21 protein-coding genes, 2 rRNA genes and 1 other RNA gene are annotated in these 24,285 nt (G+C 65.8%); 15 read left to right on the top strand and 9 right to left on the bottom strand.

What is annotated here, in order from left to right:
* Positions 1 to 115: ribosomal RNA gene (locus tag HW932_RS21655) — 23S ribosomal RNA — on the top strand; the annotation flags it as partial.
* Positions 116 to 197: 82 nt separating this feature from the next.
* Positions 198 to 313, top strand: a 5S ribosomal RNA gene (gene rrf, locus HW932_RS16410).
* Between the two features lie 78 nt (positions 314 to 391).
* Here rrf and HW932_RS16405 read toward each other — a convergent pair.
* From HW932_RS16405 to HW932_RS16385, 5 genes are all read right to left on the bottom strand, one after another.
* Positions 392 to 919 carry a phosphatase PAP2 family protein gene (locus HW932_RS16405; protein WP_012969358.1) on the bottom strand — a complete coding sequence of 176 codons (528 nt, stop codon included), beginning with the start codon at positions 917 to 919 and terminating at the stop codon, positions 392 to 394.
* The gene (locus HW932_RS16400) at positions 891 to 2,120 is read right to left on the bottom strand and encodes a glycosyltransferase family 4 protein (protein WP_176977568.1); all 1,230 of its coding nucleotides are present in this window, start codon (positions 2,118 to 2,120) and stop codon (positions 891 to 893) included. The genes HW932_RS16405 and HW932_RS16400 overlap by 29 nt, the downstream gene beginning before the upstream one ends.
* Before the next feature lie 3 nt (positions 2,121 to 2,123).
* Complete coding sequence (locus HW932_RS16395) at positions 2,124 to 2,957, bottom strand: lysophospholipid acyltransferase family protein (protein WP_176977567.1); 834 nt, start codon at positions 2,955 to 2,957, stop codon at positions 2,124 to 2,126.
* 26 nt (positions 2,958 to 2,983) lie between these two features.
* Positions 2,984 to 3,745, bottom strand: coding sequence for a GNAT family N-acetyltransferase (locus HW932_RS16390; protein ID WP_176977566.1), 762 nt, complete (start codon positions 3,743 to 3,745; stop codon positions 2,984 to 2,986).
* Positions 3,746 to 3,848: 103 nt separating this feature from the next.
* On the bottom strand, positions 3,849 to 4,505 hold the full coding sequence (locus tag HW932_RS16385) for a histidinol-phosphatase (RefSeq protein ID WP_176977565.1): 657 nt from the start codon (positions 4,503 to 4,505) through the stop codon (positions 3,849 to 3,851).
* Between the two features lie 205 nt (positions 4,506 to 4,710).
* On the opposite strand from HW932_RS16385, the gene HW932_RS16380 reads away from it, so the two are divergent.
* Together HW932_RS16380 and ptsP are read left to right on the top strand one after the other, a co-directional pair.
* Positions 4,711 to 5,259: an RNA pyrophosphohydrolase gene (locus tag HW932_RS16380; RefSeq protein WP_012969363.1), complete on the top strand. Its 549-nt coding sequence runs from the start codon at positions 4,711 to 4,713 to the stop codon at positions 5,257 to 5,259.
* A gap of 107 nt (positions 5,260 to 5,366) precedes the next feature.
* A complete protein-coding gene (gene ptsP, locus HW932_RS16375) occupies positions 5,367 to 7,628 on the top strand; it encodes a phosphoenolpyruvate--protein phosphotransferase (protein ID WP_176977564.1) in 2,262 nt (753 codons plus the stop codon).
* Here ptsP and HW932_RS16370 read toward each other — a convergent pair.
* From HW932_RS16370 to HW932_RS16355, 4 genes are all read right to left on the bottom strand, one after another.
* A complete protein-coding gene (locus tag HW932_RS16370) occupies positions 7,625 to 9,010 on the bottom strand; it encodes an FAD-binding oxidoreductase (protein WP_176977563.1) in 1,386 nt (461 codons plus the stop codon). The two genes, ptsP and HW932_RS16370, sit on opposite strands and share 4 nt — an antisense overlap.
* Positions 9,003 to 9,611 (bottom strand): BON domain-containing protein, encoded by a 609-nt coding sequence (locus tag HW932_RS16365; RefSeq protein WP_176977562.1) that lies wholly within the window; start codon positions 9,609 to 9,611, stop codon positions 9,003 to 9,005. Before HW932_RS16365 ends, HW932_RS16370 begins: the two co-directional genes overlap by 8 nt.
* Positions 9,612 to 9,701: 90 nt before the next feature.
* The gene (locus HW932_RS16360) at positions 9,702 to 10,079 is read right to left on the bottom strand and encodes a YraN family protein (protein ID WP_176977561.1); all 378 of its coding nucleotides are present in this window, start codon (positions 10,077 to 10,079) and stop codon (positions 9,702 to 9,704) included.
* Positions 10,076 to 11,941, bottom strand: coding sequence for a penicillin-binding protein activator (locus HW932_RS16355; protein WP_176977560.1), 1,866 nt, complete (start codon positions 11,939 to 11,941; stop codon positions 10,076 to 10,078). The genes HW932_RS16360 and HW932_RS16355 overlap by 4 nt, the downstream gene beginning before the upstream one ends.
* 46 nt (positions 11,942 to 11,987) lie before the next feature.
* On the opposite strand from HW932_RS16355, the gene rsmI reads away from it, so the two are divergent.
* The 11 genes from rsmI (at position 11,988) to murC (ending at position 24,190) form a co-directional block, all read left to right on the top strand.
* Positions 11,988 to 12,848, top strand: a complete 861-nt coding sequence (rsmI, locus tag HW932_RS16350; protein ID WP_176977559.1) for a 16S rRNA (cytidine(1402)-2'-O)-methyltransferase — start codon at positions 11,988 to 11,990, stop codon at positions 12,846 to 12,848.
* A 48-nt stretch (positions 12,849 to 12,896) separates the two neighbouring features.
* Positions 12,897 to 13,265, top strand: an RNA gene (gene rnpB / locus HW932_RS16345) — RNase P RNA component class A.
* 400 nt (positions 13,266 to 13,665) lie between these two features.
* On the top strand, positions 13,666 to 14,556 hold the full coding sequence (gene rsmH / locus HW932_RS16340; protein ID WP_425485125.1) for a 16S rRNA (cytosine(1402)-N(4))-methyltransferase RsmH: 891 nt from the start codon (positions 13,666 to 13,668) through the stop codon (positions 14,554 to 14,556).
* A complete protein-coding gene (gene ftsL, locus HW932_RS16335; RefSeq protein WP_176977557.1) occupies positions 14,553 to 14,843 on the top strand; it encodes a cell division protein FtsL in 291 nt (96 codons plus the stop codon). The genes rsmH and ftsL overlap by 4 nt, the downstream gene beginning before the upstream one ends.
* Positions 14,830 to 16,611 (top strand): peptidoglycan D,D-transpeptidase FtsI family protein, encoded by a 1,782-nt coding sequence (locus HW932_RS16330; protein ID WP_176977556.1) that lies wholly within the window; start codon positions 14,830 to 14,832, stop codon positions 16,609 to 16,611. Before ftsL ends, HW932_RS16330 begins: the two co-directional genes overlap by 14 nt.
* A 58-nt stretch (positions 16,612 to 16,669) precedes the next feature.
* The gene (locus tag HW932_RS16325; protein ID WP_176977555.1) at positions 16,670 to 18,028 is read left to right on the top strand and encodes a UDP-N-acetylmuramoyl-tripeptide--D-alanyl-D-alanine ligase; all 1,359 of its coding nucleotides are present in this window, start codon (positions 16,670 to 16,672) and stop codon (positions 18,026 to 18,028) included.
* A gap of 1 nt (position 18,029) precedes the next feature.
* On the top strand, positions 18,030 to 19,112 hold the full coding sequence (gene mraY, locus HW932_RS16320) for a phospho-N-acetylmuramoyl-pentapeptide-transferase (protein WP_176977554.1): 1,083 nt from the start codon (positions 18,030 to 18,032) through the stop codon (positions 19,110 to 19,112).
* A gap of 5 nt (positions 19,113 to 19,117) precedes the next feature.
* Positions 19,118 to 20,494 (top strand): UDP-N-acetylmuramoyl-L-alanine--D-glutamate ligase, encoded by a 1,377-nt coding sequence (gene murD / locus HW932_RS16315; RefSeq protein ID WP_176977553.1) that lies wholly within the window; start codon positions 19,118 to 19,120, stop codon positions 20,492 to 20,494.
* On the top strand, positions 20,491 to 21,690 hold the full coding sequence (gene ftsW, locus HW932_RS16310; RefSeq protein ID WP_176977552.1) for a putative lipid II flippase FtsW: 1,200 nt from the start codon (positions 20,491 to 20,493) through the stop codon (positions 21,688 to 21,690). The genes murD and ftsW overlap by 4 nt, the downstream gene beginning before the upstream one ends.
* Positions 21,675 to 22,766: an undecaprenyldiphospho-muramoylpentapeptide beta-N-acetylglucosaminyltransferase gene (gene murG, locus HW932_RS16305; protein ID WP_176977551.1), complete on the top strand. Its 1,092-nt coding sequence runs from the start codon at positions 21,675 to 21,677 to the stop codon at positions 22,764 to 22,766. Before ftsW ends, murG begins: the two co-directional genes overlap by 16 nt.
* Positions 22,763 to 24,190 (top strand): UDP-N-acetylmuramate--L-alanine ligase, encoded by a 1,428-nt coding sequence (gene murC / locus HW932_RS16300; RefSeq protein WP_176977550.1) that lies wholly within the window; start codon positions 22,763 to 22,765, stop codon positions 24,188 to 24,190. The genes murG and murC overlap by 4 nt, the downstream gene beginning before the upstream one ends.
* The last annotated feature ends 95 nt before the right edge of the window (positions 24,191 to 24,285 follow it).

Below are 24,285 nucleotides of genomic sequence, written 5' to 3'. Positions count from 1 at the left end.
CAGGTACTCGATACCTCTGAAGGTCCGTTGAAGACCACAACGTGGATAGGCGGGATGTGGAAGCGTGGTAACACGTGCAGCTTACCCGTACTAATTGACCGTGCGGCTTGACCATATAACACCCAAGTGCGTTACCCTTACGATCACTCACCGTTTCGCGGACCGTCGGACCCCAATCCCGGCGCTCCCACCCTTTCCCTGGCGGCCATAGAGTCTTGGAACCACCTGATCCCGTCCCGAACTCAGACGTGAAACAAGTCTTCGCCGATCCTAGTGTGGGGCCTCCCCATGCGAACCTAGGGCACCGCCAGGGCCCTCTCCCCTCAAAACCCTCGCTTCCCTCTGGAAGTGGGGGTTTTGGCTTTGGGCGTTTTCGATCTGTTCGCCAATCTCATATGAAGGCGGAGAGACTCGCATAAGCCAGCCCTAGACCAATCAACGTCGCCATCAAAACGTCACTGGGATAATGCAGCCCGAGAATGATGCGAGACAACGCAATCAGCGCTGTGAAAGGAACCAGTATCCAGGCCAGTACAGGAAAGTAGTAGATGGCGACACTCGAAAAGACGACAGCGTGGAGCGTGTGACCCGAAGGAAAGCTGTATTGGTCGAGTGGCGGGACGAGGGCCGTGATGTCGCTGGCATGATGGCAGGGACGAGACCGCCGAGTCACACCTTTGAGTGATTTGTAGAGCAGTAACGCAATACCGCCGGTCGCCAGCATGTGCAGACTGGCTTGCAAACCCTTCAATCCATAGACGAGGGGCAGGGCGGCCATGAGGCTGTACCAGAACACCCCATCCCCCAGCCGGCTGATGAACGCGAAGGGGTATCGAATCCAGCGACGTTGCCCCGAACGGCTCCAGAGGCGACAGACGGATACTTCCAATTCATTCAGATGTCGTAGCCAGGCTTGCATGACAGGACTCCGCTTGACCTCGTTTTCTGTGGATCACGGCGAACAGGTGCTCTTCGACACGCCCTAGAACGCGCTCCCAGCCAATATCCAATGCGCGCTTCCTGGCTTCGAGTCCCATTCGTCGCAGTCGTTCCCGATCGCCGACGCACTCCAGACAGATGTCGATGAAGGATTCTTGGGCGTCGATCGGCACGGTCACGCCATTGACCCAGGGCTGGACGTGCGCGCGCGCCGCGGCATAGTCGAAAGCGATGACGGGCAGACCGCTGGCCATGGCCTCGGTGACGACGTTGCCGAAGGTCTCGGTGAGACTCGGAAACAGGAAGAGATCGCCCGACGCATAGTGGGCGGCGAGCTCGTCGCCGACGCGCGCGCCGGCGAAGATCAGATCCGGGTGTTCCTGTTGCAGATGCGGGCGTTCGGGGCCGTCGCCAACCAGCACGAAGCGTGCGTTCGGACACTGGCGCTGAATGGCGCGAAACCCAGCGAGCGCCAGGGCGAGATTCTTCTCTGCGGCGATCCGACCTACATACAGGGCGACCAGATCGTCCTCCGCGCAGCCCCAGGAGCGACGCAGTTCAGCGGAGCGCCGGTCGGGCGCGAACTGATCGACGTCCACTCCGCGCCCAAAGACATGGAGGTTCTCGAATCCTTCGGCGGCCAGGCTGTCACGCAACTCGGCGGTTGGAACCAGCGTGGCATCGGAGCGATTGTGGAAGTGTCTCAGGGTCTCGGCGATCTGACGGGTCAGGGCACCCAGTCCATAGTGCCGGCTGTAGTGCTGGAAGTGGGTATGAAAACCGGTGATCGTCGGAATCTTGAGCGCCTGAGCCGCTGAGAGCGCGGCATGACCAAGTGGTCCCTGCGTGGCGATATAGACCAGATCGGCCGGGCGGCGGTGCCAGAGACGCCGCAGACGCCAGTAGACCGGAAGCCCGAACCTTAGACCTCGATAACCAGGGATCGGCAGTCCCGGAACCAGATGCAGATCGAGCCTATCGGATTGTTCGGGATGCCCCGGATCGGCCGGTTGTCGTGGCCGGATCAACTGAACGCCATGTCCGCGCGCGGCCATGCCTTCGGCCAGGTGACGCATGGTATTGGCCACGCCGTTGATCTCTGGGGGATAGGTCTCGGTGACAATGGCGATTCTGAGTCGATCGCCTGTGGACTGAGGGGTGATCCGCGTTTCACTGGACATGATTCATACGGCTCCAGGCTCCAGCCAGCATGGGCTTGCATCCTCGTCGCGCACTGATACAGCCGCGTCTCTGGTGGTCATGACGGGCGCAGTCTCCGCGACGTCGAGCGTTTCGAGGATGGCCGCGCGGGCGCGCTCGGCGAGTGCACGACGTGACTCCCCCTCCAGAGCCTGCATGGACGGCAGGAAATGGACACAGGCGATCAGCCCCGGATGTCGGACGAGTCGGCTGAGATTGGCGATCAGACTGTCGTCGCCGATATAGGGCACGGACTGATCGAGGGCGAGGGTATCGCGACGCCGGTAACGGATGGCGACCGGCTGTACGCGAACCTCGGGATTCTGGGCGATGGCGAAGAGTCGCGGATGGAAACGCCCCAGCGTCCGGCCATCCGTTGTGGTGCCTTCGGGGAAAATCATGACCGTGCGCTCCGAGGCCAGATCCGCCAGGAGTCGATGGATCACGGACTCCGCTTGATGCGCACCGCGCTCGATGAAGCGGGTACCCGCAAGGCCCGCCAGCCAGCCGATCAGCGGCCAGCACCGGACGTCCGACTTGGCCAGAAACCCGATCTCACCCTGAGCGCCCAGAATGGGGATATCGAGCCAGGAGACATGGTTGCCGACCAGCAGACAGCCCGGTTCCAACCGGCCCTCGATCCGGACCTCGACCTCCAGGGCGCGCACCAGCCGTCCATGCCACCAGCACACGGCGCGCGGCAACCAGCCCGGTTGCCCTCGTGCGTGACCCTGGAGCGCGGCATAGAGGCCGACCAGCGTTCCGGTCGCCAGATGCTCGCCGACCCGCCAGCTTCTCCAGAGTGTTCGCGCGATCATGATCCTCGGGTGTCGTTCGGAATGACTCAAAGACCGTGCCTGTCGAGGAAGTGGCGTGAGTACGCCGGATTCATGGCGTCGATGTCGAGCAACATCAGCACGTCCGCCACGCCGAAATCCGGATCACGGCAGGGCTCGCCGCACGCCTTGGCGCCCAGACGGACATAGGCGCGCAGCAAGGGCGGCAGCGGCGCGTCCAGAACGTCGTCGGCGACCTGGGTCGTGAGCAGCGGCGCACGCGGCGTGACGCGCCGGTCCTCGGATGCCAGCGCCTGACGGCGCAGTCGGTTCATGATCGCGGCGGCCTGGATGTCGTCCTCGCCGAGCGGGACGCTGGCACAGCCGAACAGATAGTCGAAGCCGTTGAGCTGGACGAATCCGGCCAGTCCTGACCAGAGCACGGCGATCGCCGGCCCCTGCCGGAACTCGGGCGCGATGCAGGTACGACCGACCTCCAGCAGACGTCCGTCGAGCCGTTTGATGGCGTCCAGTTCGAACTCGCTCTCGGAATAGAAGCCGCCGATGCGCGCGGCGCTCGCGTCGGTCAGTAGACGGGTGCAACCAACGACACGTCCAGTGCGCGAATCGCGAACCAGGAGGTGCTGACAATGGTCGTCGAACGTATCGTGATCATAGCCGGGCGCACCCTTGAGCCGTGCGCCCATTTCCTCGCCGAAGACCTGATAGCGCAGTGCCTGCGCCTCGCGGACCTCGGACTCGGACGTTGCGATCTCGACATAGAGACGCTCGCCGCGCTTGGCGAGCGACGCGGAAGCCGAAGCGACCATCGAATGCCCTCACAGGTGAAGAATGCCTGGAGGGCTATCTTAGGCGGCGAGTGTTGCGGCCTGATGTGGGGCGGATGACAGCTCGGTGAAGGCGGCTACGTGTTCAGGCCCGCAGCGACAGGATCGGCCAGCCGCGTGTCTCGGCCGTGGCGCGCAACTGGGCGTCCGGGTTGACGGCGATCGGGCGCTCGACCCGCTCCAGCAGCGGCAGATCGTTGTGCGAGTCGCTGTAGAAGCAACTGCCCGCCAGATCCAGTCCATGCTCGGCGAGCCAGTGTTCGAGCCGCTCGACCTTGCCCTCGCGAAAGGAGGGAACACCCTCGACCTCGCCGGTATAGGCGCCGTCGCGCTCGGCGGGCAGGGTCGCGATCAGGTGCGGCACGCCGAAGCGCTCGGCGATGGGCGCGGTGACGAAGGCGTTGGTCGCCGTGATGATGAGCAGGATGTCGCCGGCGGACTGGTGCCGCTCGACGAGCGCGCGCGCCGCCGGGGTCATGATCGGCTCGATCTGCTCTTCGAGGAAGCGCGCGCGCAATGCCTCCAGGCGCTCGCGCGGGTGCTCGCGCAACGGGCGCAGCGAAAAACGCAGGAACTCCTGGATATCCAGAGTCCCGTTCTGATATTCGCGGTAGAATCGCTCGTTCTCGCGCGCGTACTCAGCGCCGTCCACGAGTCCATGCTGGGCGAGATAGCAGCCCCAGAGATAATCCGAGTCGCCGTCCAGGAGTGTGTTGTCGAGATCGAAGATAGCCAGTGGCACGCGGTTGATTCCAGTCTGTAAAGATTGAAGTGGTGTCTGGCGCGGATCTTGCGCCCTTGCGTGTCATACTCCGGGATCGGCGCGCGGGTTTCAAGTGCTTACGACCAAGCTCTTGATTGGAAATCGCTTATACATGCGCCGGCTTGCCGGAAACGACTGCTCTATGGAAGAATGAGCCAGCGACCAGCCAGGGAGAGACCCATCCTTGATCGACCACGACGGCTTCAGACCCAATGTCGGCATCATCCTGAGCAATCGGGACCGTCGCCTATTCTGGGGGCGCCGCGTCGGCCAGAATGCCTGGCAGTTTCCACAAGGTGGGATCAACCCCGACGAGACGCCCGAGCAGGCCATGTTCCGCGAACTGGAGGAAGAGGTCGGACTCTGTGAGCAGCAGGTCACGATCCTGGGCAGCACACGCGGTTGGCTGCGCTATCACCTGCCCAAACGCTACATTCGGCACCGTTACTGCGGGCCGGGTCCGATCTGCATTGGCCAGAAACAGGTCTGGTTCATGCTGCGGGTCAATTGCGGCGAGGAAGCCTTCTGTCTCGATCGCACCGACAAACCCGAGTTCGACGCCTGGCGCTGGGTCAGATATTGGCAGCCGCTCTACGAAGTCGTGTATTTCAAGCGCCATGTCTATCAGCAGGCGCTCGAAGAGCTGGCGCCGACCCTCTATCCGGAAGGCGTGCCGGATCGTCGGCATGTCTATGCCAGTCCCTCCAGGTTGCTGCGCCAGGGATATCCATGAACGCCTTGCGCCGCGCCAGGGCTGAGACAGTGGCCTAGATCCGCATGCAGTCAGGCACCCATTCGTCCGTGATCCCATCCGCTCCAGGTCTGCTCAGCTCCCCCAGCATGCTCGAATCACTCAGGCGCATCGTTCAGGAGGTCAACAATGCCCGCGATCTCGAGCAGGCGCTCTCCATCATCGTCCAGCGCGTCAAGCAGGCCGTCGGCGCGGACGTCTGCTCAGTCTATCTCAACGACTACGACAACCATCGTCACGTCCTGCAGGCCACAGAGGGGTTGCGCAAGGACGCCGTAGGGCGTGTGCGGCTCGAGCTCGGACGCGGGCTGATCGGACTGGTGAGCGAGCGTGCCGAGCCGATCAACCTCGACGACGCGGCCAATCATCCGCGCTACGAGTGCATCATCGACACCGGCGAGGAGCGTTATCACGGCTTTCTCGGTGCGCCCATCATCCAGAACCGCAAGGTGCTCGGTGTCCTGGTGCTGCGTCAGCGCCGGCGGCGTCATTTCGGCGAGGACGAAGTGACCTTCGTGATGACCCTGGCCTCGCAACTGGCCGGGGCCATCACCTTTGCCCGCACCAGTGGCGAGCTGGCGCGCTTGCAGGACGATGGCATCCCGCAGCGCTTCCTGCCGGGGCTGGCCGCCTCGCCGGGTATCGGCCTCGGGCAGGCGGTTGTGGTCTATCCGCCCGCCGATCTGGATGCCGTGCCCGATCGCCGCCCTGAGGATCTGGAGGCCGAGGCCGAGGAGTTCCGCCGTGCCGTGCGCGAGGTCGCCGAGGATCTCGACCGCTTCGCCAGCCGCACGCAGGTCCATCTGCGCGTCGAGGACATGGCCCTGTTCGATGCCTGGCGGCTGATGCTGGAGAGCGATACCCTGATCGATGGCACCCTGTCGCGGATTCGCGCCGGCAACTGGGCGCCCGGCGCGTTGCGCGAGACCATCGCCGAACATGCGCGTGTGTTCGACGCCATGGACGACGCCTATCTGCGCGAACGGGCCACGGACGTGCGCGATCTGGGGCGCTGCATCCTGATGCACTTGCAGAACCGGGCCAGTGCGCCGATTCAGTATCCGCCGTGCACGATTCTGGTGGGCGATGAGATCAGCGCCATGCAGATCGCCGACGTGCCGCGCGAGAAGCTGGCCGGCATCGTCTCGACCTCGGGTTCCGGGTCGTCCCATGTGGGAATTCTGGCGCGTGGTATGGGCGTCCCGGCGGCCATGGGCGTATCGGATCTACCGGTTGGGCGCATCGAGGGGCGCGAGATGGTGGTCGACGGCTATCGCGGGCGTGTCTATGTCTCGCCTGGGCCGGCCGTGCGTTCGGAGTACCAGCGTCTGGCCGATGATGACGCGGCCCTGACCAGCGAGCTGCAAGCCCTGAGCCATCTGCCGGCCGAGACCACCGACGGCTATGTGATCCCGCTCTATCTCAACACCGGTCTGGTGTCCGAGAGCCGTCCGCTCGGCATCGAGGAATCGGCCGGCGTCGGTCTCTACCGGACTGAGCTGCCCTTCATCGTGCGCGACAGCTTTCCGAGCGAGGCGGCGCAGATGGCCAACTATCGGCATGTACTGGAACTGTTCGCGCCACGTCCGGTGACGATCCGCACCCTCGACATCGGCGGCGACAAGCCGTTGCCGTACTTTCCGATGCAGGAGGCCAATCCCTTCCTGGGCTGGCGTGGCATCCGCATCACGCTCGACCATCCCGAGATCTTCCTGAGCCAGGTGCGCGCGGTGCTGCGCGCGTCCATCGGACTCGACAACCTGCAACTGCTGCTGCCCATGGTCAGTACCGTCGGCGAGGTCGACGATGCCTTGCTCCTGATCCAGCGTGCGCACAACGAGCTGCTGGAGGAAGGCTATCAGGTGCGGATGCCGCCGGTCGGGGTCATGATCGAGGTGCCGGCGGCCGTCTATCAGGCCGAGGCCCTGGCGCGCCGGGTCGATTTCCTGTCGGTGGGGACGAACGATCTCACGCAATATCTGCTGGCCGTCGATCGCAACAATCCGCATGTGGCCAAGCTCTACAACGAATATCACCCGGCGGTGCTGCGCGCGCTGCTCCAGATCCTGACCGGGGCGCGGCTCCACGGCAAGGAGGTCAGCGTCTGCGGCGAGATGGCCGGCGACCCGCTGGCGACCTTCCTGCTGCTGGGGATGGGGGTGCACAGCCTCAGCATGGGAGCCGGCAGTCTGCTGCGGGTCAAGAAGGTCATCCGCAGCATCAGCCGGGCGCGGGCGCGCGAGGTGCTCAAGGTCGCCCTGCAATGCGAGGATGCCGGCTCGGTGCGCCGCCTGCTGCTCGACGCGCTGGAGACCGTCGGCCTGGGCGGTCTGGTGCGACCGGGGCGCTAGACGGGCAGCGATTTGCCTGGATTGAGGATGCCCGCCGGGTCGAACTGCGCCTTGATGGCGTGCATGAGCCTCAGCGCAACCGGGTCGAGTTCGCGGTCGACGAAATCGCGCTTCTCCAGTCCCACGCCGTGCTCGCCCGAGAGCGTCCCGTCCAGTCGCAGAACCAACGCGAAGACCGCATCCAGACAGTGCGCCGCGCGCGCGACCTCCTCGGCGTCGTCCGGATCGATCAGCAGATTGACATGGATGTTGCCGTTGCCGGCATGACCGAAGTTGACGATCCGGATGCCGGTCTCGCGCGCCAGTTGCTCCAGCCCATCGATGAACGCGCCCATGTGCGAGACAGGTACCACCACGTCCTCGTTGATCTTCTTCGGCGCGATGTGACGCAGAGCCGGGGAGAGCGCCTTGCGCGTCTTCCAGAGCGCGGCGACCTCATCCGCCGTCTCGGCGAGGCGCAATTCCAGCAGACCCGAGACACGCGCCGCTTCGCCGACCGCGCGCTGCGCTTCCTGGATACAGGCCGCCGGCCCATCGACCTCGATCATCAGCAGCGCGCCGGCCCCATCCGGCAGGTCGAGTTCGGAATAGCGGCTGACCATCTCGATCGCCGAGCCGTCCATGATCTCCAGCGCGCAGGGCGTGACCGGCTGGGCCATGATGGCCGAGACGGCGAGCGCGGCGCTGTGGATGTCGGTATAGGTCGCGCGCAGGGTGCGCTTGGCCTCGGGGAGCGGGGTGAGCTTGAGCGTGGCCTCGGTGACGAGCGCGAGCGTGCCCTCTGAGCCGATGATGAGCCGCGTCAGGTCATAGCCGACCACGCCCTTGGTGGTGAGTACGCCGGTGTGGAAGACCTCGCCCGTGCCGCTCACCGCGCGCAGACCGAGGGTGTTCTCACGCGGCGTGCCGTACTTGACCGCGCGCGGGCCGGCCGAGTTATAGGCCAGGTTGCCGCCGATGGTGCAGGTGGCCGCGCTGGTCGGATCCGGCGGCCAGAAGAAGCCGGCGGCCGCGATGGCCTGCTGCAACCGCGCGTTGGTCACGCCGGGTTCGACCACCGCCAGCCGGTCGCCGGGCTCGATGCGCTTTATTTGATCCATGCGCTCAAACGAGAGCACGACGCCGCCGCGATCGGGCACCGTAGCCCCCGTGGTGCCCGTGCCGAGGCCGCGGGCGATCAGCGGCAGCCCGGCCTGCGCGCAGAGCCGGACCAGGGCCGCGACCTGGTCCTCATCGCGTGCGAAGACGACCGCCTGGGGCAGGGCCTGACGGCGGCTGTTGTCGTAACCATAGGGCCAGCAGTCGGCCGGGTCGGTCAGCAGGGCGTCGGCGCCCGCGATCCGCGCCAGCTCGGCGCGCAGTCCAGCGGTGAGCTCAGGCATTGGGCGTCCAGTATTCGAAGAGTTTGACCACCTTGCGCACACCCGGCACATAGCGCACCCGCTCGGCGACGAGATCGCCCTCGCGCGGCGTGACCAGCCCGAGTAGATAGAGCTCTCCATCCTCGACCACGATCTTGACGCGGGTCGGATCGAAATCGGGCAGACCGATACCGGCCAGCTCCAATTTGGCGCGCGAGGCGATATAGGTGTCCTCCGACTGGCGACTCATCCCGATGCGCGGCCCGATGCGGACCTCGTCGATCACGCGCGCGACCTTGGGCAGTCGGCTGATCCGCTCGCCGGCGCGCCGCGCGAGTTCCGCCGACGTGGCCTGCCCGGTGAGCAGGACAGTGCGGTTGTAGCTGGTGACGACGAGGCGCGCGCCGTCGCTGAGCTCGCGATCCTGGGAGATCGCCTGGGCGGCGGCGAACTCGATCTGTCGATCGTCGAGGATCGTCTGGGCCGGGCGACGATCATGGATGGCCGAGGCGCCGGCGACCGCCGCGCCGCCCACGACCAGGGGCGCGCATCCAGTCGCCGAGAGCGCGAATACGAGCGCGGCGCCCGCCAGAATGATCAGCTTCGAGTACGTTCTATTCATTGGGATTGGGATGAAGGGCTTTGATGAGCGATGAACGACGCGCCGATGGCGATCATTCAGGCTTGGATCGGGTGACGAGTGGTTCAGTTCCTAGAGCGTAAAAGCCTGCCGGATCCACTGGATGTCGTCCTCGGCACTGATGGCCACGACATCGAACCGGCAGGCCAGTTGGGTCGGATGACGATGCAGATAGTGCCGGGCGGCCAGGATCAGGCGCTGCTGTTTGCGCGCGTCCACGGTCGCCGCCGGGGTGCCGAAGCGCGTCGAGCGCCGGTAGCGCACCTCGACGAAGACCAGGACGGCCTCGTCGCGCATCACCAGATCGATCTCGCCGAAGCGGGAGCGCTGATTGCGCGCCACCAATCTCAGACCCTGAGCGATCAGGAACGACTCGGCGAGACGCTCCTTGGCCTCGCCGATCGCGCGGGTGTCGGGGCGTGAGCGGCGGCTTGGATCGGTACCGCTCATTCGGTATCGATCCGCCGAGACTCCCGAGCACTCGGTCCAGCGGGCGCATTCGGAGACTGAGCCGGTACCGGCCCGGTCGGGGTGAAACGTCCGAGCGCCAGTTGCCGGGTGATTCGGCCCACGGGGTCGATCGCCAGTCCGCCGGTCTGGCCTGGATAGTAGGCGCCGGGATTGGCGGCCAGCTCGGACAGACGCGGCGCCAGACGGTAGGCATCGATCCCCATGGCATAGAGTCGGGCGAGCGGCCCTGCCGCGCTGGCTGTCCGGCCCATGATGGTGCGATGCGCCAGCGGTCCGTCACCGCCCAGGCCGAGCATCCAGGGGATATCGACGAAATAGAGCCCGACCATTCCCTTGTCGGCATCGGCATCGAAACGGCCCGAATACACATGCGAGGTCGAGATGACGATCAGCGGCTTGTTCGCCGCTGCCTGGATCTGAGGATGGATCTTGCGCGCCATCTCAGCCGTGGCGACCAGAAACAGCAGATCGGCGTCCTGGCCATCCATGAGTCGCGACAGGGTTTTGTCATAGCTCGACCAGGCCGGGTCGAAGCCGGCCTGACTGACCAGGGTTCCACCCTGAGCACGCCACTGCGCTCCGAAGGCCGTGGCCAAACGCTGGCCCCAGGCCGTGTTCGGATGCAGGACGAGCGCGCGTCCGGCGCCCAGGGTACGGCCTTTGTTGGCAGCCTCGGCGGCTTCGTTCTCGGGTGAGAGCGCGAATTGGAACAGGTTCAGGGCGCGTCGTTCCGTCTCAGAGGCTTCGTTCAGCGCCAGTGTCGGAACCGGCGAGGTCTTGGCCGCGATCAGGGCTTCGACGGCGGGTTTTTCCAGCGGCCCGATGACATAGTCGGCGCCGCGCGCAATGGCCGATCCGTGCAGGTTACGTACCCGTCCGGCGTTGGTGCTGTCGGCGAAGTCCAGTGATGGGCGCTGAGCACTGGTGTCGGCTTGGCTGGCGGCCTCGATCCCGTCGCGCACCGCCTTGGCAGCGGCAGCGAAGCGTCCGCTGCCGGGCAGCATCACTGTTACGCTTTGGCCGCTTGCGTATCCGCCGGGGCCGTCGCCGGCATAGGCGCGCGCCAACTCGGGGAGCGCGGGATGGCCGGCGCGACCTTGGCGCCATTGACGATAGGCGTCGTCCAGGCGCTTTGGATCGGCGCCATGGCGTCGCGCAAGTTGAGCGATCTCGGCCCAGCCCTTCATGGGGCCGCGACCGGCGCGGGTGAGTTTCAGCAGATCGTCCTCGCCGATCAGGGCCAGTGTCGCAACCAGTGAAACCTGATTGTTCAGACGTGTCGGCCCGTCGAGCAGGCCGTCGAGTTCGGCCAGCGACCCGGCGGCCGCCACTGGATCGTTGTCGAGTCGCTGGGCTGCCGCCAGTAATCCAAGTCGCCGGATCTTGAGGGCTTTGGGGAGCGCGCTGTTCAGGCGCTTGAGTTCGGCGATGGCCGTCTTGGGCTGACGGTCGGCGATGGCGAGTTCGGCCTTGAGCAGACGCGAGCGCTCCAGTTGTCCGCCGACGAGTCCGGCCGTTTCGAGTTCGTCGAGCGTTTGGCGCGCCTGACTGACCCGACCGCCGTCCAGATAGGCTTGGGCGGCCTGGAGTCTGAGTTCGGCCTTGGCCGGGGCTTGGGCACGGGCGGCTAGCTCCAGATAGAGCGCGGCGGCCTCATCGGCCTCGCCCTGCGTCTTCAGCGTCGCGGCACGACTCAAGTCGGCGGACGGAACACTGGTGAGCAGGCTGGCCGGATCCTGGAGCGGCTGGACGGCGCAACCCGACAGGATCGAGACGAGGAGCAGCGGCCCGAGCCGCCGACGTGAGAAAAAAGCAGGACGGTCGAGGCGATTCTTGGGCATGATTCCGGATCCGTATTCTTGTGTGAGTCTGCCGGAGGGGCGGAAGATGCGACAACAGGCCGGGGTACTATACGTGGTGGCCACGCCGATCGGCAATCTCGGTGATCTCAGCGAGCGCGCGCGCCGTGTGCTCGCCGAGGTCGACGCCATCGCCGCCGAGGACACGCGCGAGACACGCCGCCTGCTGGCGCACTGCGGAATTTCGTCCGAGCTGATCGCCTATCACGATCACAATGAGTCCGAGCTGACACCGCGTCTGCTGGAACGGCTGGAGTCCGGACAGTGTCTGGCGCTGGTCTCGGACGCCGGCACTCCGCTGATCAGCGATCCCGGTTATACCCTGGTCTCAGCGGCGCGCGAACGGGGATTGGACGTGGTACCCATTCCCGGAGCGAGCGCGGCCATCTGTGCGCTCTCGGCCTCGGGTCTGCCGAGCGACCGCTTCCTCTTTCTCGGTTTTCCGCCCCGCACCCAGTCGCGCCGTCGCGCCTGGATCGAAGCGGTCGCGCGTGAGCCGGGGACGCTCATCCTCTACGAGAGCGCCAAGCGGGCGCTGGAGACGCTGCGCGACCTGCAAACCGTCCTGGGCGACGAGCGACGCCTCGTCATCGCCCGCGAGCTGACCAAGCAGTTCGAGACCTTTCTGTTCGGCTCGGCCGGCACGCTCATCGAGCGCCTGGAGTCCGACCCGGAGCAACGGCTCGGCGAGATGGTGATCCTGGTCGCGGGCTGTCCCGATTCCGAGACCGAGGCCGCGCACAACGAAGCCATGCGCGTGTTGCGCATCCTCGGCGAATCCATGCCGCTGAGTCAGGCCGCCGCGCTGGCCGCCCGCCTGACCGGAGCCAAGAAGAATGCGCTCTACAGGCAGGGACTGGAGCTGGGACTCGGCGCCGAATCCGGTTGAACGACGCGCGACAGGCATTGGTCGGATTTGTTAGGATGTCGCCGCTGAGGAGTTGGTCAGACAGTCGCTCCTTCCGTTCGGAAGGGGAGGAAAGTCCGGGCTCCATCGGGCAGGGTGCCAGGTAACGCCTGGGGGATGTGAGTCCACGGAAAGTGCCGCAGAAAAGATACCGCCGGTTCGGGTTCGCTCGCGCCGGTAAGGGTGAAAAGGTGCGGTAAGAGCGCACCGCGCTGGTGGCAACATCAGTGGCAGGGTAAACCCCACCCGGAGCAAGACCAAATAGAGGAACGAGCCGCCTTGAGCGGCGGCGCGCGGCCCGCGCGTGTTCCCGGGTAGGTCGCACGAGGCGCGCGGTGACGCGCGTCCCAGATGAATGACTGTCCTCGACAGAACCCGGCTTATCGGCCGACTCCTTAGCCCCAATTCTCCTTCTCCAACCCCCTTCCCGTCGTTCGCTTCAGGGTGCTCGAACACCCTGATGTCTCATCGACTTGCAGCCGATTGCTCATGTCTTTTATGAATTCATGAGCTCATGATCCTGAATCGATAGCATTTTTCACTTGTTCTCGACCCGTCTCAGGTTCATGCCGTAAGTCGCTGACTCTGAAGAACAAAGGCCAAGGATTTCTTGACGTTGATCCGGAGCCTCTCTAACATGAGTCTGGAATAAAAACATGATGAACAGGGATGATTCACCATGATGTCACCTTGCAGTCAGGACGCACGTTCGCCGCGCTTGATCCGGGGCGCGTCCCACGGCAAACGCCGTTCAGAGAATCATCCGTTGTCGCACAAACCCGTATTGCTGGAGGAAAGCGTGTCCGCCTTGCTGGTGCAATCGGACGGAATCTATGTCGATGGCACCTTTGGACGAGGTGGGCACAGTCGCGCCATCCTCGCGCGTTTGGGCGCGGCCGGGCGTCTGCTCGGCTTCGATCGTGATCCCGAGGCGGTGGCCGTTGGCCGGGCGCTCGCGGCCGAGGACGGACGCTTCTCCATCCATCGCGGTTCCTTCGCCGACATCGGGCGTCTGCTCGATGAGGCCGGGATCGATGCACGCCTGAATGGTGTGCTGCTCGATCTCGGCGTCTCCTCACCGCAACTGGACACCCCCGAACGCGGCTTCAGCTTCATGGCCGACGGCCCGCTGGACATGCGCATGGACCCCGATAGCGGCGAGTCGGCGGCACAATGGCTCGCGCGTGCCGAACAGGGTGAGATCGCGACCGTACTGCGCGAGTTCGGCGAGGAACGCTTCGCCAACCGCATCGCGCGCGCCATCGTCGAGACCCGCGCCCAGACCCCGCTCCGCACGACGGCCCAACTGGCCGAACTGGTCGCACGCGCCGTGCCCAAACGTGAACCGGGCAAGCATCCGGCCACCCGCACCTTCCAGGCCGTGCGCATCCAGGTCAACGGCGAGCTGGAAGCCCTGCGTCGCTGTCTCGATCAGGTCTGCGATCGGCTGGCGGTCGGCGGACGGCTGGCGGTCATCAGCTTCCATTCGCTCGAAGACCGTCTGGTCAAGCGCTTCATCCGCCGTGAATCCAGGGGACCGGAACTGCCCAAGGGCGTTCCGGCACGCGCCGTCGAGGTCCAGGGGCGTCTGCGTCCCGTCGGCAAATCGGTGCGTCCCTCGGCGGATGAGGAAGCGCACAACCCGAGAGCACGCAGCGCCACCCTGCGTGTGGCGGAGCGTCTGCCATGACGCGCGCTCGCTTCGTCACGGTCGCCGGATTCATACTCGCCGTCATCCTGACGGCGATGGCCGTCGTGCACACCAAATATCAGACACGCACCCAGTTCGCGCATCTCCAGGATCTGCGCGCCCAGCGCGACGCGATCGATGTCGAATGGAACCGTCTGCGTCTCGAAGAGGCCGCGCTCTCGACCCATGTGCTGGTCGAACGCAAGGCACGTCGTGAACTGGGTATGTTCGCCCCTCGGGCCGGCGACGTACTCTTGATCGAGGAGCGCGTTCATGCCCAACCCTAGTCGTCGCGCTCGCAAACCCCTGCCGCCGCTCAAACCGCGCCGGGCGCCCAATTTGGTCCTGCGCCGCCGGCTCCTGATGTCGGGTCTGTCGCTGGCCTTCGTCGTCCTGACGTCCGGGGTCTTCTATCGTCAGGTCATTCAGACCGAGTTCCTGCAACGCGAGGGCGAAGCGCGCTATCTGCGCGATGCCGTCATTCCGGCCCGGCGCGGCATGATCACGGATCGCAACGGCGAGCCGCTGGCCGTGAGCACGCCGGTCGAGACGGTGTGGGCCGAGCCGCGCAAGCTGATCGACCATCTCGACAAGATTCCCGCGATCGCCCAGGCGCTCGGCATGGATGCGGCCTTTCTGCGCGACCGTATCGAGTCCAACCGCGACAAGGGGTTTCTCTACGTCAAGCGCCGCGTGACCTTCGAGGAAGCGCGCGCCGTGCGCGAGGCCATCGCCCGCCACAAGATCACCGGACTCGACTTCGAGAGCGAGTATCGCCGCTTCTATCCGGGCGCCGAGGTCTTCGCCCACGTCATCGGCTTCACCAACATCGAGGATCGCGGCCAGGAAGGCATCGAGCTGGCCTATGACCGGGTGCTCAAGGCCGAGCCGGGGTTGCAGCGCGTCATTCGCGACGGGCGCAAGCGCACCGTGCAGCAGGTCGAGCAGGTCAGCCCGCCGCATCCGGGACGCGATCTGGCGCTGACTCTGGATCGTCGCCTGCAATATCTGGCCTATCGTGAGCTCAAGGCCGCTGTGACCGAGCACAAGGCCAAGGGCGGTAGTCTGGTGGTGCTCGACGCGGCCACGGGCGAAGTCCTGGCGATGGTCAATCAGCCGAGCTTCAACCCCAACAGCGATCGCAGCGGCGGCAGTGAGCGGCGGCGTAATCGCACTGTCACCGATGTCATGGAGCCGGGATCGACGCTCAAGCCGTTCGTGGTCGCTGCCGCGCTCGAAAAGCAGGTCATCAGTCCGGCGAGCCGTTTCTCGACCGCACCCTACAGTATCGGCCGTAACGTCGTGCGCGACGTCCACAACTATGGCACGCTCGATGTCACCGGCATCATCACCAAGTCGAGCAACGTCGGCTCGGTGAAGATCGCGCAGAAGATGAGTTACGGCGATCTCTGGAGCCTCTACGACCGGCTCGGATTCGGCCATCCGACCGGCGTCGGCTTTCCGGGCGAGAGTCGCGGTCTGCTCAGGCATCACTCGACCTGGCGGCCCTTCGAGCATGCCACGCATTCTTTCGGCTATGGTCTCTCGGTCACTCCGCTGCAACTGGCTCAGGCCTATCTGGTGCTGGCCAGCGATGGCGTGAAGCGGCCCGTGACGCTCTTCAAGCGTGATCCGCTCATGCAAGCGGCGGCGGCGCCCGAGGCCGTGCGTATCCTGAGCCAGGACACAACCCGGCGACTGCGCGCCATGATGGAGACCGTGGTCTCCGAACAGGGCACGGCCAAGCAGGCGATCATTGCCGGCTATCGCGCCGCCGGCAAGACCGGAACGGCCAAGAAATCAGCGGGCAAGGCCGGTTATTCGAGCAATCGCTATCAGTCGGTCTTCGCCGGATTCGTGCCGGCGCGTCAGCCGCGTTTCGTCATGGTGGTCATGATCGATGAGCCGGGCGCCGGGGCTTATTACGGCGGTGTGGTGGCGGCGCCCATCTTCCAGAAGGTGATGGAGGGCGCACTACGGCTGTTCAATGTTCCGCCCGATGATCCCGAGCCGTCGATGATGCTCGCGCAACACTTGCAGGGGACGGCGCCATGAGCATACGGCTGACGTTCGATCCGGTATCGGAACCTGAGAGCACGGAGGGTCGGCGCTGATGTGGACACTGGCTCAGGCTATCGCCCGCGCGGGCGGCGTGCTGCACGGCGCTGATGTCGCCTTTTCCTCGGTCGGCACCGACTCGCGCGCCGACTGCACAGGGCAACTCTTCGTCGCCCTGCGCGGCGAGCGTTTCGACGGGCACGAATACGTCGCGGCGGCCCAGGCATCCGGGGCTGTCGCCGCCATGGTCGATCAGCCGTTGCCGCTCGATCTGCCGCAGTGGGTGGTCGACGACACCCGGCTCGGTCTGGGACGGCTGGCGGCGGTCTGGCGCGATCGTTTCCCCGGTCGGGTGATCGCTATCACCGGCAGCAACGGCAAGACTACGGTCAAGGAGATGGTCGCCGCCATCCTGGCTCAGGCCGGGCGGGTGCGGGCCACGCGCGGCAATCTCAACAACGACATCGGTATGCCGCTGACGCTGCTGAGTGCGCGCGACGAGGATTTCCTGGTGCTGGAGATGGGGGCGAACCATCACGGCGAGATCGGCTACATGACCGAGATCGCGCATCCCGAGGTGGCGCTGATCACCAATGCCGGGCGCGCGCATCTGGAAGGCTTCGGCAGCGTCGATGGCGTGGCGCGCGCCAAGGGCGAGATCGCGCGCGGTTTGCCGGAGGACGGCGTCTTCGTCGTCAGCGGCGATTCGCCCTATCTGGGGCTGTGGCGCGAACTGGCCGAGGGGCGGCGGATGCTGACCTTCGCCCTGGACGGCGCCGCCGATCTGACCGCGAGCACCGAATCGATCCGGGTCGAGTGGGGTGATGCCGGCTTTCGCACGACCTTCATGGCGCGCGTCGCCGGCGAGGACTGGCCGCTCGCGCTGTCCCTGGCCGGCGAGCACAACGTCCGCAATGCACTGGCGGCGGCGGCGGGTGCCTTGGCGCTCGGTCTCGACCGCACGGCCATCGCCGCAGGTCTGGCGACCCTGACCCCGGTCAAGGGCCGGCTCTATCCCCGCCTCTGTCACGGCGTCGGCGTCATCGACGACAGCTACAACGCCAACCCGGATTCGATCGCCGCCGCCATCGCGGTGCTGGCCGGACTCGACGGACGACGTTGGTTGATACTCGGCGATCTGGGCGAGCTGGGGCCGGACGCGGCAAGGCTTCATGCCGAGATCGGCGAACAGGCGCGCGAAGCCGGACTCGACCATCTGCTCACGGTCGGCGCCCTGAGCGCCGAGGCGAGCCGCGCCTTCGGATCGGGCGCCGAGCATTTCGCCGCTCAGGACGCACTCCTGAACCGGCTCAAGGCCGACTTGAAACCCGGCGACCGCGTCCTGGTGAAGGGCTCGCGTCTGGCCCGGATGGAACGCATCGTTGAGGCGCTGTGCGCCGAGGACATTCTTTAAGATGTTGCTGTATCTGACCGACTGGCTCACCGAGTACCACAAGGGGTTCTCGGTGTTTCGCTATCTGACGTTGCGCGCCATCCTCGGCGTGCTGACGGCGCTGGCCATCGCGCTCTTGGTCGGGCGGCCGATGATCCGCCGTCTGCGCGCCTACAAGATCGGCCAGACCGTGCGCGACGACGGCCCTCAGAGCCATCTGTCCAAGTCCGGCACCCCGACCATGGGCGGCGCCCTGATCCTGGTGGCCGTAGGCATCGCGACGCTGCTGTGGTCGGATCTGGAGAACCGCTATGTCTGGATCGTGCTGCTGACGACCATGGCCTTCGGACTCGTGGGGCTGGTCGATGACTACAAGAAGCTGGTCAAGCGCGACCCGCGCGGTCTGATCGCGCGCTGGAAGTATTTTTGGCAGACGGTCTTCGGGTTCGCCGCCGCCGTGGCGCTCTATGTGACCGCGAACTCTCCGGCTGAGACGGCGCTACTGATTCCCTATGCCAAAAACCTGAGCATTCAGCTCGGCCCCTGGTTCATCCTTCTGACCTATTTCGTCATCGTCGGCTCCAGCAATGCGGTCAATCTCACCGACGGACTCGACGGGCTGGCGATCATGCCGACCGTGCTGGTCGCCGGCGCCCTGACCATCTTCGTCTATGCCGCCGGTCACGCCCAGATCGCCAACTATCTGCTCATCCCCTATCTGCCCGAGGTCGGTGAGCTGGTGATCTTCTGTTCCGCCCTGGTCGGGGCGGGACTCGGGTTCCTGTGGTTCAACGCCTATCCGGCGCAGGTCTTCATGGGCGACGTGGGCGCGTTGGCGCTCGGCGCGGCGCTCGGCGTGGTCGCGGTCGCCGCGCGTCAGGAACTGGTGCTCTTCATCATGGGCGGCGTCTTCGTCGCCGAGACCATCTCGGTGATGCTCCAGGTGATGTCCTTCAAGCTCACCGGCAAGCGCATCTTCCGCATGGCGCCGCTGCACCATCATTTCGAGTTGCAGGGCTGGCCCGAGCCGCGCGTCATCGTCCGCTTCTGGATCATGACCGTGGTGCTGGTGCTGATCGGTCTGGCGAGCCTGAAGATCCGGTGAACGCCATGACGTCTCCTTCCACAGCCACCGACCGCTCTCGCTCTCCGGAGTCCAAGACCCTGGTCGTGGGTCTGGGCAAGACGGGGCTGTCCTGCGCGCGCCATCTGAGCGCGCGCGGCGTGCGTGTGGCCGTGACCGACAGCCGCGAACGGCCGCCCGGTCTGGACGTGCTCCAGTCTGAGCTGCCCGAGGTCGCGGTCTTCGTCGGCGGCTTCGACCCGGACGTGTTCGCGGCGGCCACCGAACTCGTGGTCAGCCCCGGCGTGCCGCTCGCCGAGCCGCTGATCCGGCAGGCGATTGCGCGCGGCGTGCCGGCGGTCGGCGACATCGAACTCTTCGCGCGCGAGATCCAAGCGCCCCTGTGCGCCATCACCGGCTCCAACGGCAAGAGCACCGTGACGACCCTGGTCGCACTCATGGCGCGTCTGGCCGGACAGCGGGTGGCGGTCGGCGGCAATCTCGGCGAGCCGGTGCTCGATCTGCTGGCGCCGGACATTGAACGCTATGTGATCGAACTCTCCAGCTTCCAGTTGGAGACGGTGCCGAGCCTGCGCGCCGATGCCGCCGTGGTGCTCAATGTCTCGGCCGATCATCTCGACCGCTATGCCGGTCTCGACGACTATGCCCGGACCAAGGCGCGGATCTATCAGGGGGCGCGGATCGCCGTCGTCAATCGCGACGATCCGATCGTGGCCGCCATGCCGCGCGCTCCCGAGCGCGAGATCGGTTTCACGCTCGGCGTGCCCGAAGGCTCGGACTTCGGGGTGCGCGTGCTCGACGGTCGACCCTGGATCTGCCGGGGCGAGGAGCCGATCCTGCCGACGGCGGAGATACGCATTCCAGGCCGGCACAATCTGGCCAATGCGCTCGCCGCTCTGGCGCTTGCGCAGGCGAGCGGCATCACCATGGCCGGCGCCTGTGAAGCACTGCGGATCTTTCCAGGTCTGCCGCATCGCAGCGAGTTCGTCGCCGAACGCGCCGGTGCGCGCTGGTACGACGATTCCAAGGGCACCAATCCGGGCGCGACCATCGCAGCTCTGGAGGGGCTGATCCCGGAGGACGGCGCCGGCCGTGTGGTCCTGATCGCCGGCGGTGAGGGCAAGGGCGCCGATTTCACGCCGCTACGCACCGCCGTCGAACGCGCCGCGCGCGCTGTGGTGCTGATCGGACGCGACGCCCCGCTGATCGCGTCGGCGCTGGACGGCACGGTTCCCCTGGTCCGAGCTACCGATATGGACGAGGCCGTCACCCTGGCCGCCGAGCGCATCGAGCCGGGCGACTGCGTCCTGCTCTCGCCGGCCTGCGCCAGTTTCGACATGTTCGACAACTACGAGCATCGCGGCCGGGTCTTCGCCGAGGCCGTGCGGAGGCTGCCCGAATGACCGCCGCTGCGCCCTCGAAACCTCTGTCCAGGACGCCGCGCGTGCGCCAGACCCAGACGCTGGACTATCCTCTGCTCCTGTGCGCGATCGGTCTGCTGACCTTCGGCTGGGTGATGGTCACATCGGCCTCGATGTCGATTGCCGAAGCCTGCTGTCAGAATCCCTTCCATTACTCGATCCGGCATGCCATCGCACTCGGACTGGCGCTGATGCTGGGACTCATGGCCTATAACGTCCCGCCCCATTGGTGGGAGCGTCATGGCGTCTGGCTCTTTCTCGCCAGTGCGCTGGTGCTGATCCTGGTGCTCATCCCCGGCATCGGTCGTACCGTCAATGGCGCCACGCGCTGGATCCCGCTCGGGCCGCTCAATGTGCAGCCGTCCGAATTCGTCAAGCTGTTCGCGATCGTCTATGTCGCCGGCTATCTGGTGCGCCATGCCGACAAGGTGGTCAATCAGATCTCGGGGTTCATCCGTCCGTTGGTTTTGATCGGCGCGGCGGCGCTGCTGATCCTGATGCAGCCCGATTTCGGCACCATGGCGGTGATGCTGGCGACCGTGATGGGGATGCTGTTTCTCGGCGGCGCGAGCCTCATGCCCTTCATCTTTCTGTTCGCGATCCTTGGTGCCGGACTGGTGACGCTGGTGATCCTGTCGCCCTATCGTCTGGCGCGGGTCATCTCCTTTCTCAATCCCTGGGAAGATCCGTTCAATTCGGGCTATCAGCTCAGTCAGGCGCTCATCGCCTTCGGGCGTGGCGAGTGGTTCGGCGTCGGCCTGGGCAATGGCATCCAGAAGCAGTATTTCCTGCCCGAGGCGCATACCGACTTCCTGGCTTCGGTGATCGGCGAGGAACTGGGTCTGGTCGGGATGCTGGTGCTGATCGCGGCCTTCGTCTTCCTGACCTGGCGCGCGATATCGATCGGCGTGCGGGCCGAGGCGCTCAAGCGTCCTTTCGAGGCCTATGTGGCGCAGGGGATCGGTCTCTGGATCGGGCTCCAGTCCTTCGTCAATCTCGGGGTCAATGTCGGCATCCTGCCCACCAAGGGGCTGACCCTGCCCTTCATGAGCTATGGGAGCAACAGTCTGATGGTCGGCTGTATGGCGATCGCCATCCTGCTGCGGATCGATGTCATGCTGAGGCGCGCGGAGTCCGAATCCAAATTCAAGCGAGATCCGTCATGGTCGCGCGCCTAGCCGTCATGGCCGGGGGCACCGGCGGTCATGTCTTTCCAGCGCTTGCCGTCGCCGAGTATCTGCGCGGGCAGGGGGCCGAGGTGTTCTGGATCGGCACCCAGGCCGGCATGGAATCGCGTCTGGTGCCCGAGCATGGGTTCGAGATGGAATGGGTTTCGATCGAGGGCGTGCGCGGCAAGGGCGGGCTTCAGTGGCTCAAGGCGCCTTTCCGGCTGGCGAGCGCCTTCGGTCAGGCGCGCGCCATCCTGCGCCGACGCCGGCCGACGGTCGTGCTCGGCATGGGCGGCTTCGTCTCCGGTCCCGGAGGACTGGCGGCGCGCGCGCTCGGGATTCCGCTGGTCATCCATGAACAGAACTTCGTGCCCGGACTGACCAATCAGTGGCTGGCGCGGGTCGCTACCCAGGTGTTCGAGGCCTTTCCGGGCAGCTTTCCGCCCGCGCGTCGGGCCATCGTGACCGGCAATCCGGTGCGTCAGGCGATCCTGGATCTGCCCGCGCCCGCTGAACGGCTGGCCGATCGTTCGGGTCCGGTGCGGCTGCTGGTGGTCGGCGGTTCACTGGGTGCTCAGGCGCTCAACGAGACAGTACCCCAGGCGCTCGCCCGGCTGCCGATCGATCAACGCCCGCTGGTGCGCCATCAGGCCGGTGAGCGCACGCTCGAACTGGCCCGCAACGCTTACCGTGACGCCGGCGTCGAGGCCGAGGTCGTCGCCTTCGTGCGCGACATGGCCGAAGCCTATGCCTGGGCCGATCTGGTCGTCTGTCGTTCCGGCGCTTTGACGGTCTCGGAGCTGGCCGCCGCTGGTGTCGGCTCGATCCTGGTGCCCTATCCATTCGCGGTCGACGATCATCAGGTCGGCAACGCCCGTTACCTGTCCGAGGCCGGCGCGGCGCATCTGATCATACAGCGCGACCTGACGGCGGTCGGTTTGGCCGATATTCTGAGCGAACTGTTCGCCGATCGCGCCCGGCTGCTGGCGATGGCCGAGGCCGCGCGACGTCGCGCCCAGCCCGAGGCGACCGACCACATCGCCCGCGTCTGTCTGGAACTCTCCGTTCGAGGAACGCCTTCATGAGTCCCCATCTCCAGCACACAGCGGCCAACATGGGGCGGGTGCGGCGTCTGCATTTCATCGGCATCGGCGGGTCCGGCATGAGCGGTATCGCCGAGCTCATGGCCAATCTCGGTTACGAGGTCGCCGGCTCCGACCTGCGCGACAGCGAGGTGACGCACCGTCTGCGCGATCTGGGCATCGAGGTCTTCATCGGCCATCGTGCCGAGCAGGTGAGCGAGGCCGATGCCGTGGTGGTCTCGACCGCCATCGACGAGACCAACCCCGAGATCCAGCAGGCGCGCGAGCTACGGATTCCGATCGTGCGCCGTGCCGAGATGCTCGCCGAGTTGATGCGCTTTTATTACGGTGTGGCGGTCGCCGGCACCCACGGCAAGACGACGACCACCAGTCTGGTGGCCAGCATCCTGGCCGAAGGTGGGCTGGATCCGACCTTCGTCATCGGCGGACGGCTGAACAGTGCCGGAGCCAACGCGCGTCTGGGGAGCACCAAGTATCTGGTAGCCGAAGCCGACGAGAGCGATGCGTCCTTTCTCTATCTCCAGCCGATGGTGTCGATCGTCACCAATATCGACGCCGATCACATGCGCACCTATGGCAACGATTTCGACCGGCTGCGCCAGACCTTCATGGAGTTCCTGCACCATCTGCCCTTCTACGGGCTGGCGGTGCTCTGTATCGATGACGACGAGGTGCGCGCACTCATCCCGCAGATTCCGCGTCCAGTGCGTACCTACGGCACCCGGCCCGAGGCCGATCTGCGTGCGAGCGACATCCGGCAGAGCGGGATGCAGACCTCCTTTCTGGTGCACGGCGCCGAATTCGAGCGCCCGCTGGCGGTGACGCTCAACCTGCCTGGACGCCACAACGTGCTCAATGCGCTGGCCGCGATCAGCGTCGCGCTGGAGCTGGGGGTCGAGGACGAGGCCATCGTGCGCGCCCTAGCCGGTTTCCAGGGCGTGGGCCGGCGCTTCGTGGCACGCGAGGTTGTCGATCCGCAGGGACGTCAGGTGCTGGTGGTCGACGACTATGGTCATCATCCGCGCGAGCTGGCCGCGACCCTGGCCGCCGCGCGCGAGGGCTGGCCGGGACGCCGTCTGGTGCTGGTGTTCCAGCCCCATCGCTACAGCCGCACCCAGGAACAGTTCGAGGACTTCGTCGAGGTGCTCTCGACCCCGGACGCCCTGGTGCTGTGCGAAGTCTATCCGGCAGGCGAGACGCCGATCGCCGGCGCCGACGGACGCGCCCTGAGCCGAGCCATCCGGGTGCGCGGCGAGCTGGATCCGATCTTCGCCCAGGGACTCGACGCGATTCCGGGGCTGCTGGCCAATCTCCTGAACGACGGCGATATCCTGCTCGTCTCGGGCGCGGGCGACATCGGCGGTCTGGCGGCGCGTCTGCCGGCACTCATCGAGCAGGGGCTCTGAACGGCGATGGGGACTGAGCGGATGGATGGACGATCACTCATGAACCGGCTGGCGATGGGCTGTGGCGAGTCGTTGCGCGCCCTGTCGGGATGGAT

Source organism: Allochromatium humboldtianum (assembly GCF_013385175.1).
In the GTDB taxonomy this organism is placed as follows: domain Bacteria; phylum Pseudomonadota; class Gammaproteobacteria; order Chromatiales; family Chromatiaceae; genus Thermochromatium; species Thermochromatium humboldtianum.
The sequence above is the reverse complement of the archived record's forward strand: the minus strand, read 5'-3'. Positions and strand labels throughout refer to the sequence as shown.

Excerpts from the sequence above, each read along its gene's own strand:
- HW932_RS16405 (WP_012969358.1), bottom strand. The coding sequence starts at position 919 with ATGCAAGCCTGGCTACGACATCTGAATGAATTGGAAGTATCCGTCTGT.
- HW932_RS16400 (WP_176977568.1), bottom strand. The coding sequence starts at position 2,120 with ATGTCCAGTGAAACGCGGATCACCCCTCAGTCCACAGGCGATCGACTC.
- HW932_RS16395 (WP_176977567.1), bottom strand. The coding sequence starts at position 2,957 with ATGATCGCGCGAACACTCTGGAGAAGCTGGCGGGTCGGCGAGCATCTG.
- HW932_RS16390 (WP_176977566.1), bottom strand. The coding sequence starts at position 3,745 with ATGGTCGCTTCGGCTTCCGCGTCGCTCGCCAAGCGCGGCGAGCGTCTC.
- ptsP (WP_176977564.1), top strand. The coding sequence starts at position 5,367 with ATGCTCGAATCACTCAGGCGCATCGTTCAGGAGGTCAACAATGCCCGC.
- HW932_RS16370 (WP_176977563.1), bottom strand. The coding sequence starts at position 9,010 with ATGCCTGAGCTCACCGCTGGACTGCGCGCCGAGCTGGCGCGGATCGCG.
- HW932_RS16365 (WP_176977562.1), bottom strand. The coding sequence starts at position 9,611 with ATGAATAGAACGTACTCGAAGCTGATCATTCTGGCGGGCGCCGCGCTC.
- HW932_RS16360 (WP_176977561.1), bottom strand. The coding sequence starts at position 10,079 with ATGAGCGGTACCGATCCAAGCCGCCGCTCACGCCCCGACACCCGCGCG.
- HW932_RS16355 (WP_176977560.1), bottom strand. The coding sequence starts at position 11,941 with ATGCCCAAGAATCGCCTCGACCGTCCTGCTTTTTTCTCACGTCGGCGG.
- rsmI (WP_176977559.1), top strand. The coding sequence starts at position 11,988 with ATGCGACAACAGGCCGGGGTACTATACGTGGTGGCCACGCCGATCGGC.
- ftsL (WP_176977557.1), top strand. The coding sequence starts at position 14,553 with ATGACGCGCGCTCGCTTCGTCACGGTCGCCGGATTCATACTCGCCGTC.
- HW932_RS16330 (WP_176977556.1), top strand. The coding sequence starts at position 14,830 with ATGCCCAACCCTAGTCGTCGCGCTCGCAAACCCCTGCCGCCGCTCAAA.
- HW932_RS16325 (WP_176977555.1), top strand. The coding sequence starts at position 16,670 with ATGTGGACACTGGCTCAGGCTATCGCCCGCGCGGGCGGCGTGCTGCAC.
- mraY (WP_176977554.1), top strand. The coding sequence starts at position 18,030 with ATGTTGCTGTATCTGACCGACTGGCTCACCGAGTACCACAAGGGGTTC.
- murD (WP_176977553.1), top strand. The coding sequence starts at position 19,118 with ATGACGTCTCCTTCCACAGCCACCGACCGCTCTCGCTCTCCGGAGTCC.
- ftsW (WP_176977552.1), top strand. The coding sequence starts at position 20,491 with ATGACCGCCGCTGCGCCCTCGAAACCTCTGTCCAGGACGCCGCGCGTG.
- murG (WP_176977551.1), top strand. The coding sequence starts at position 21,675 with ATGGTCGCGCGCCTAGCCGTCATGGCCGGGGGCACCGGCGGTCATGTC.
- murC (WP_176977550.1), top strand. The coding sequence starts at position 22,763 with ATGAGTCCCCATCTCCAGCACACAGCGGCCAACATGGGGCGGGTGCGG.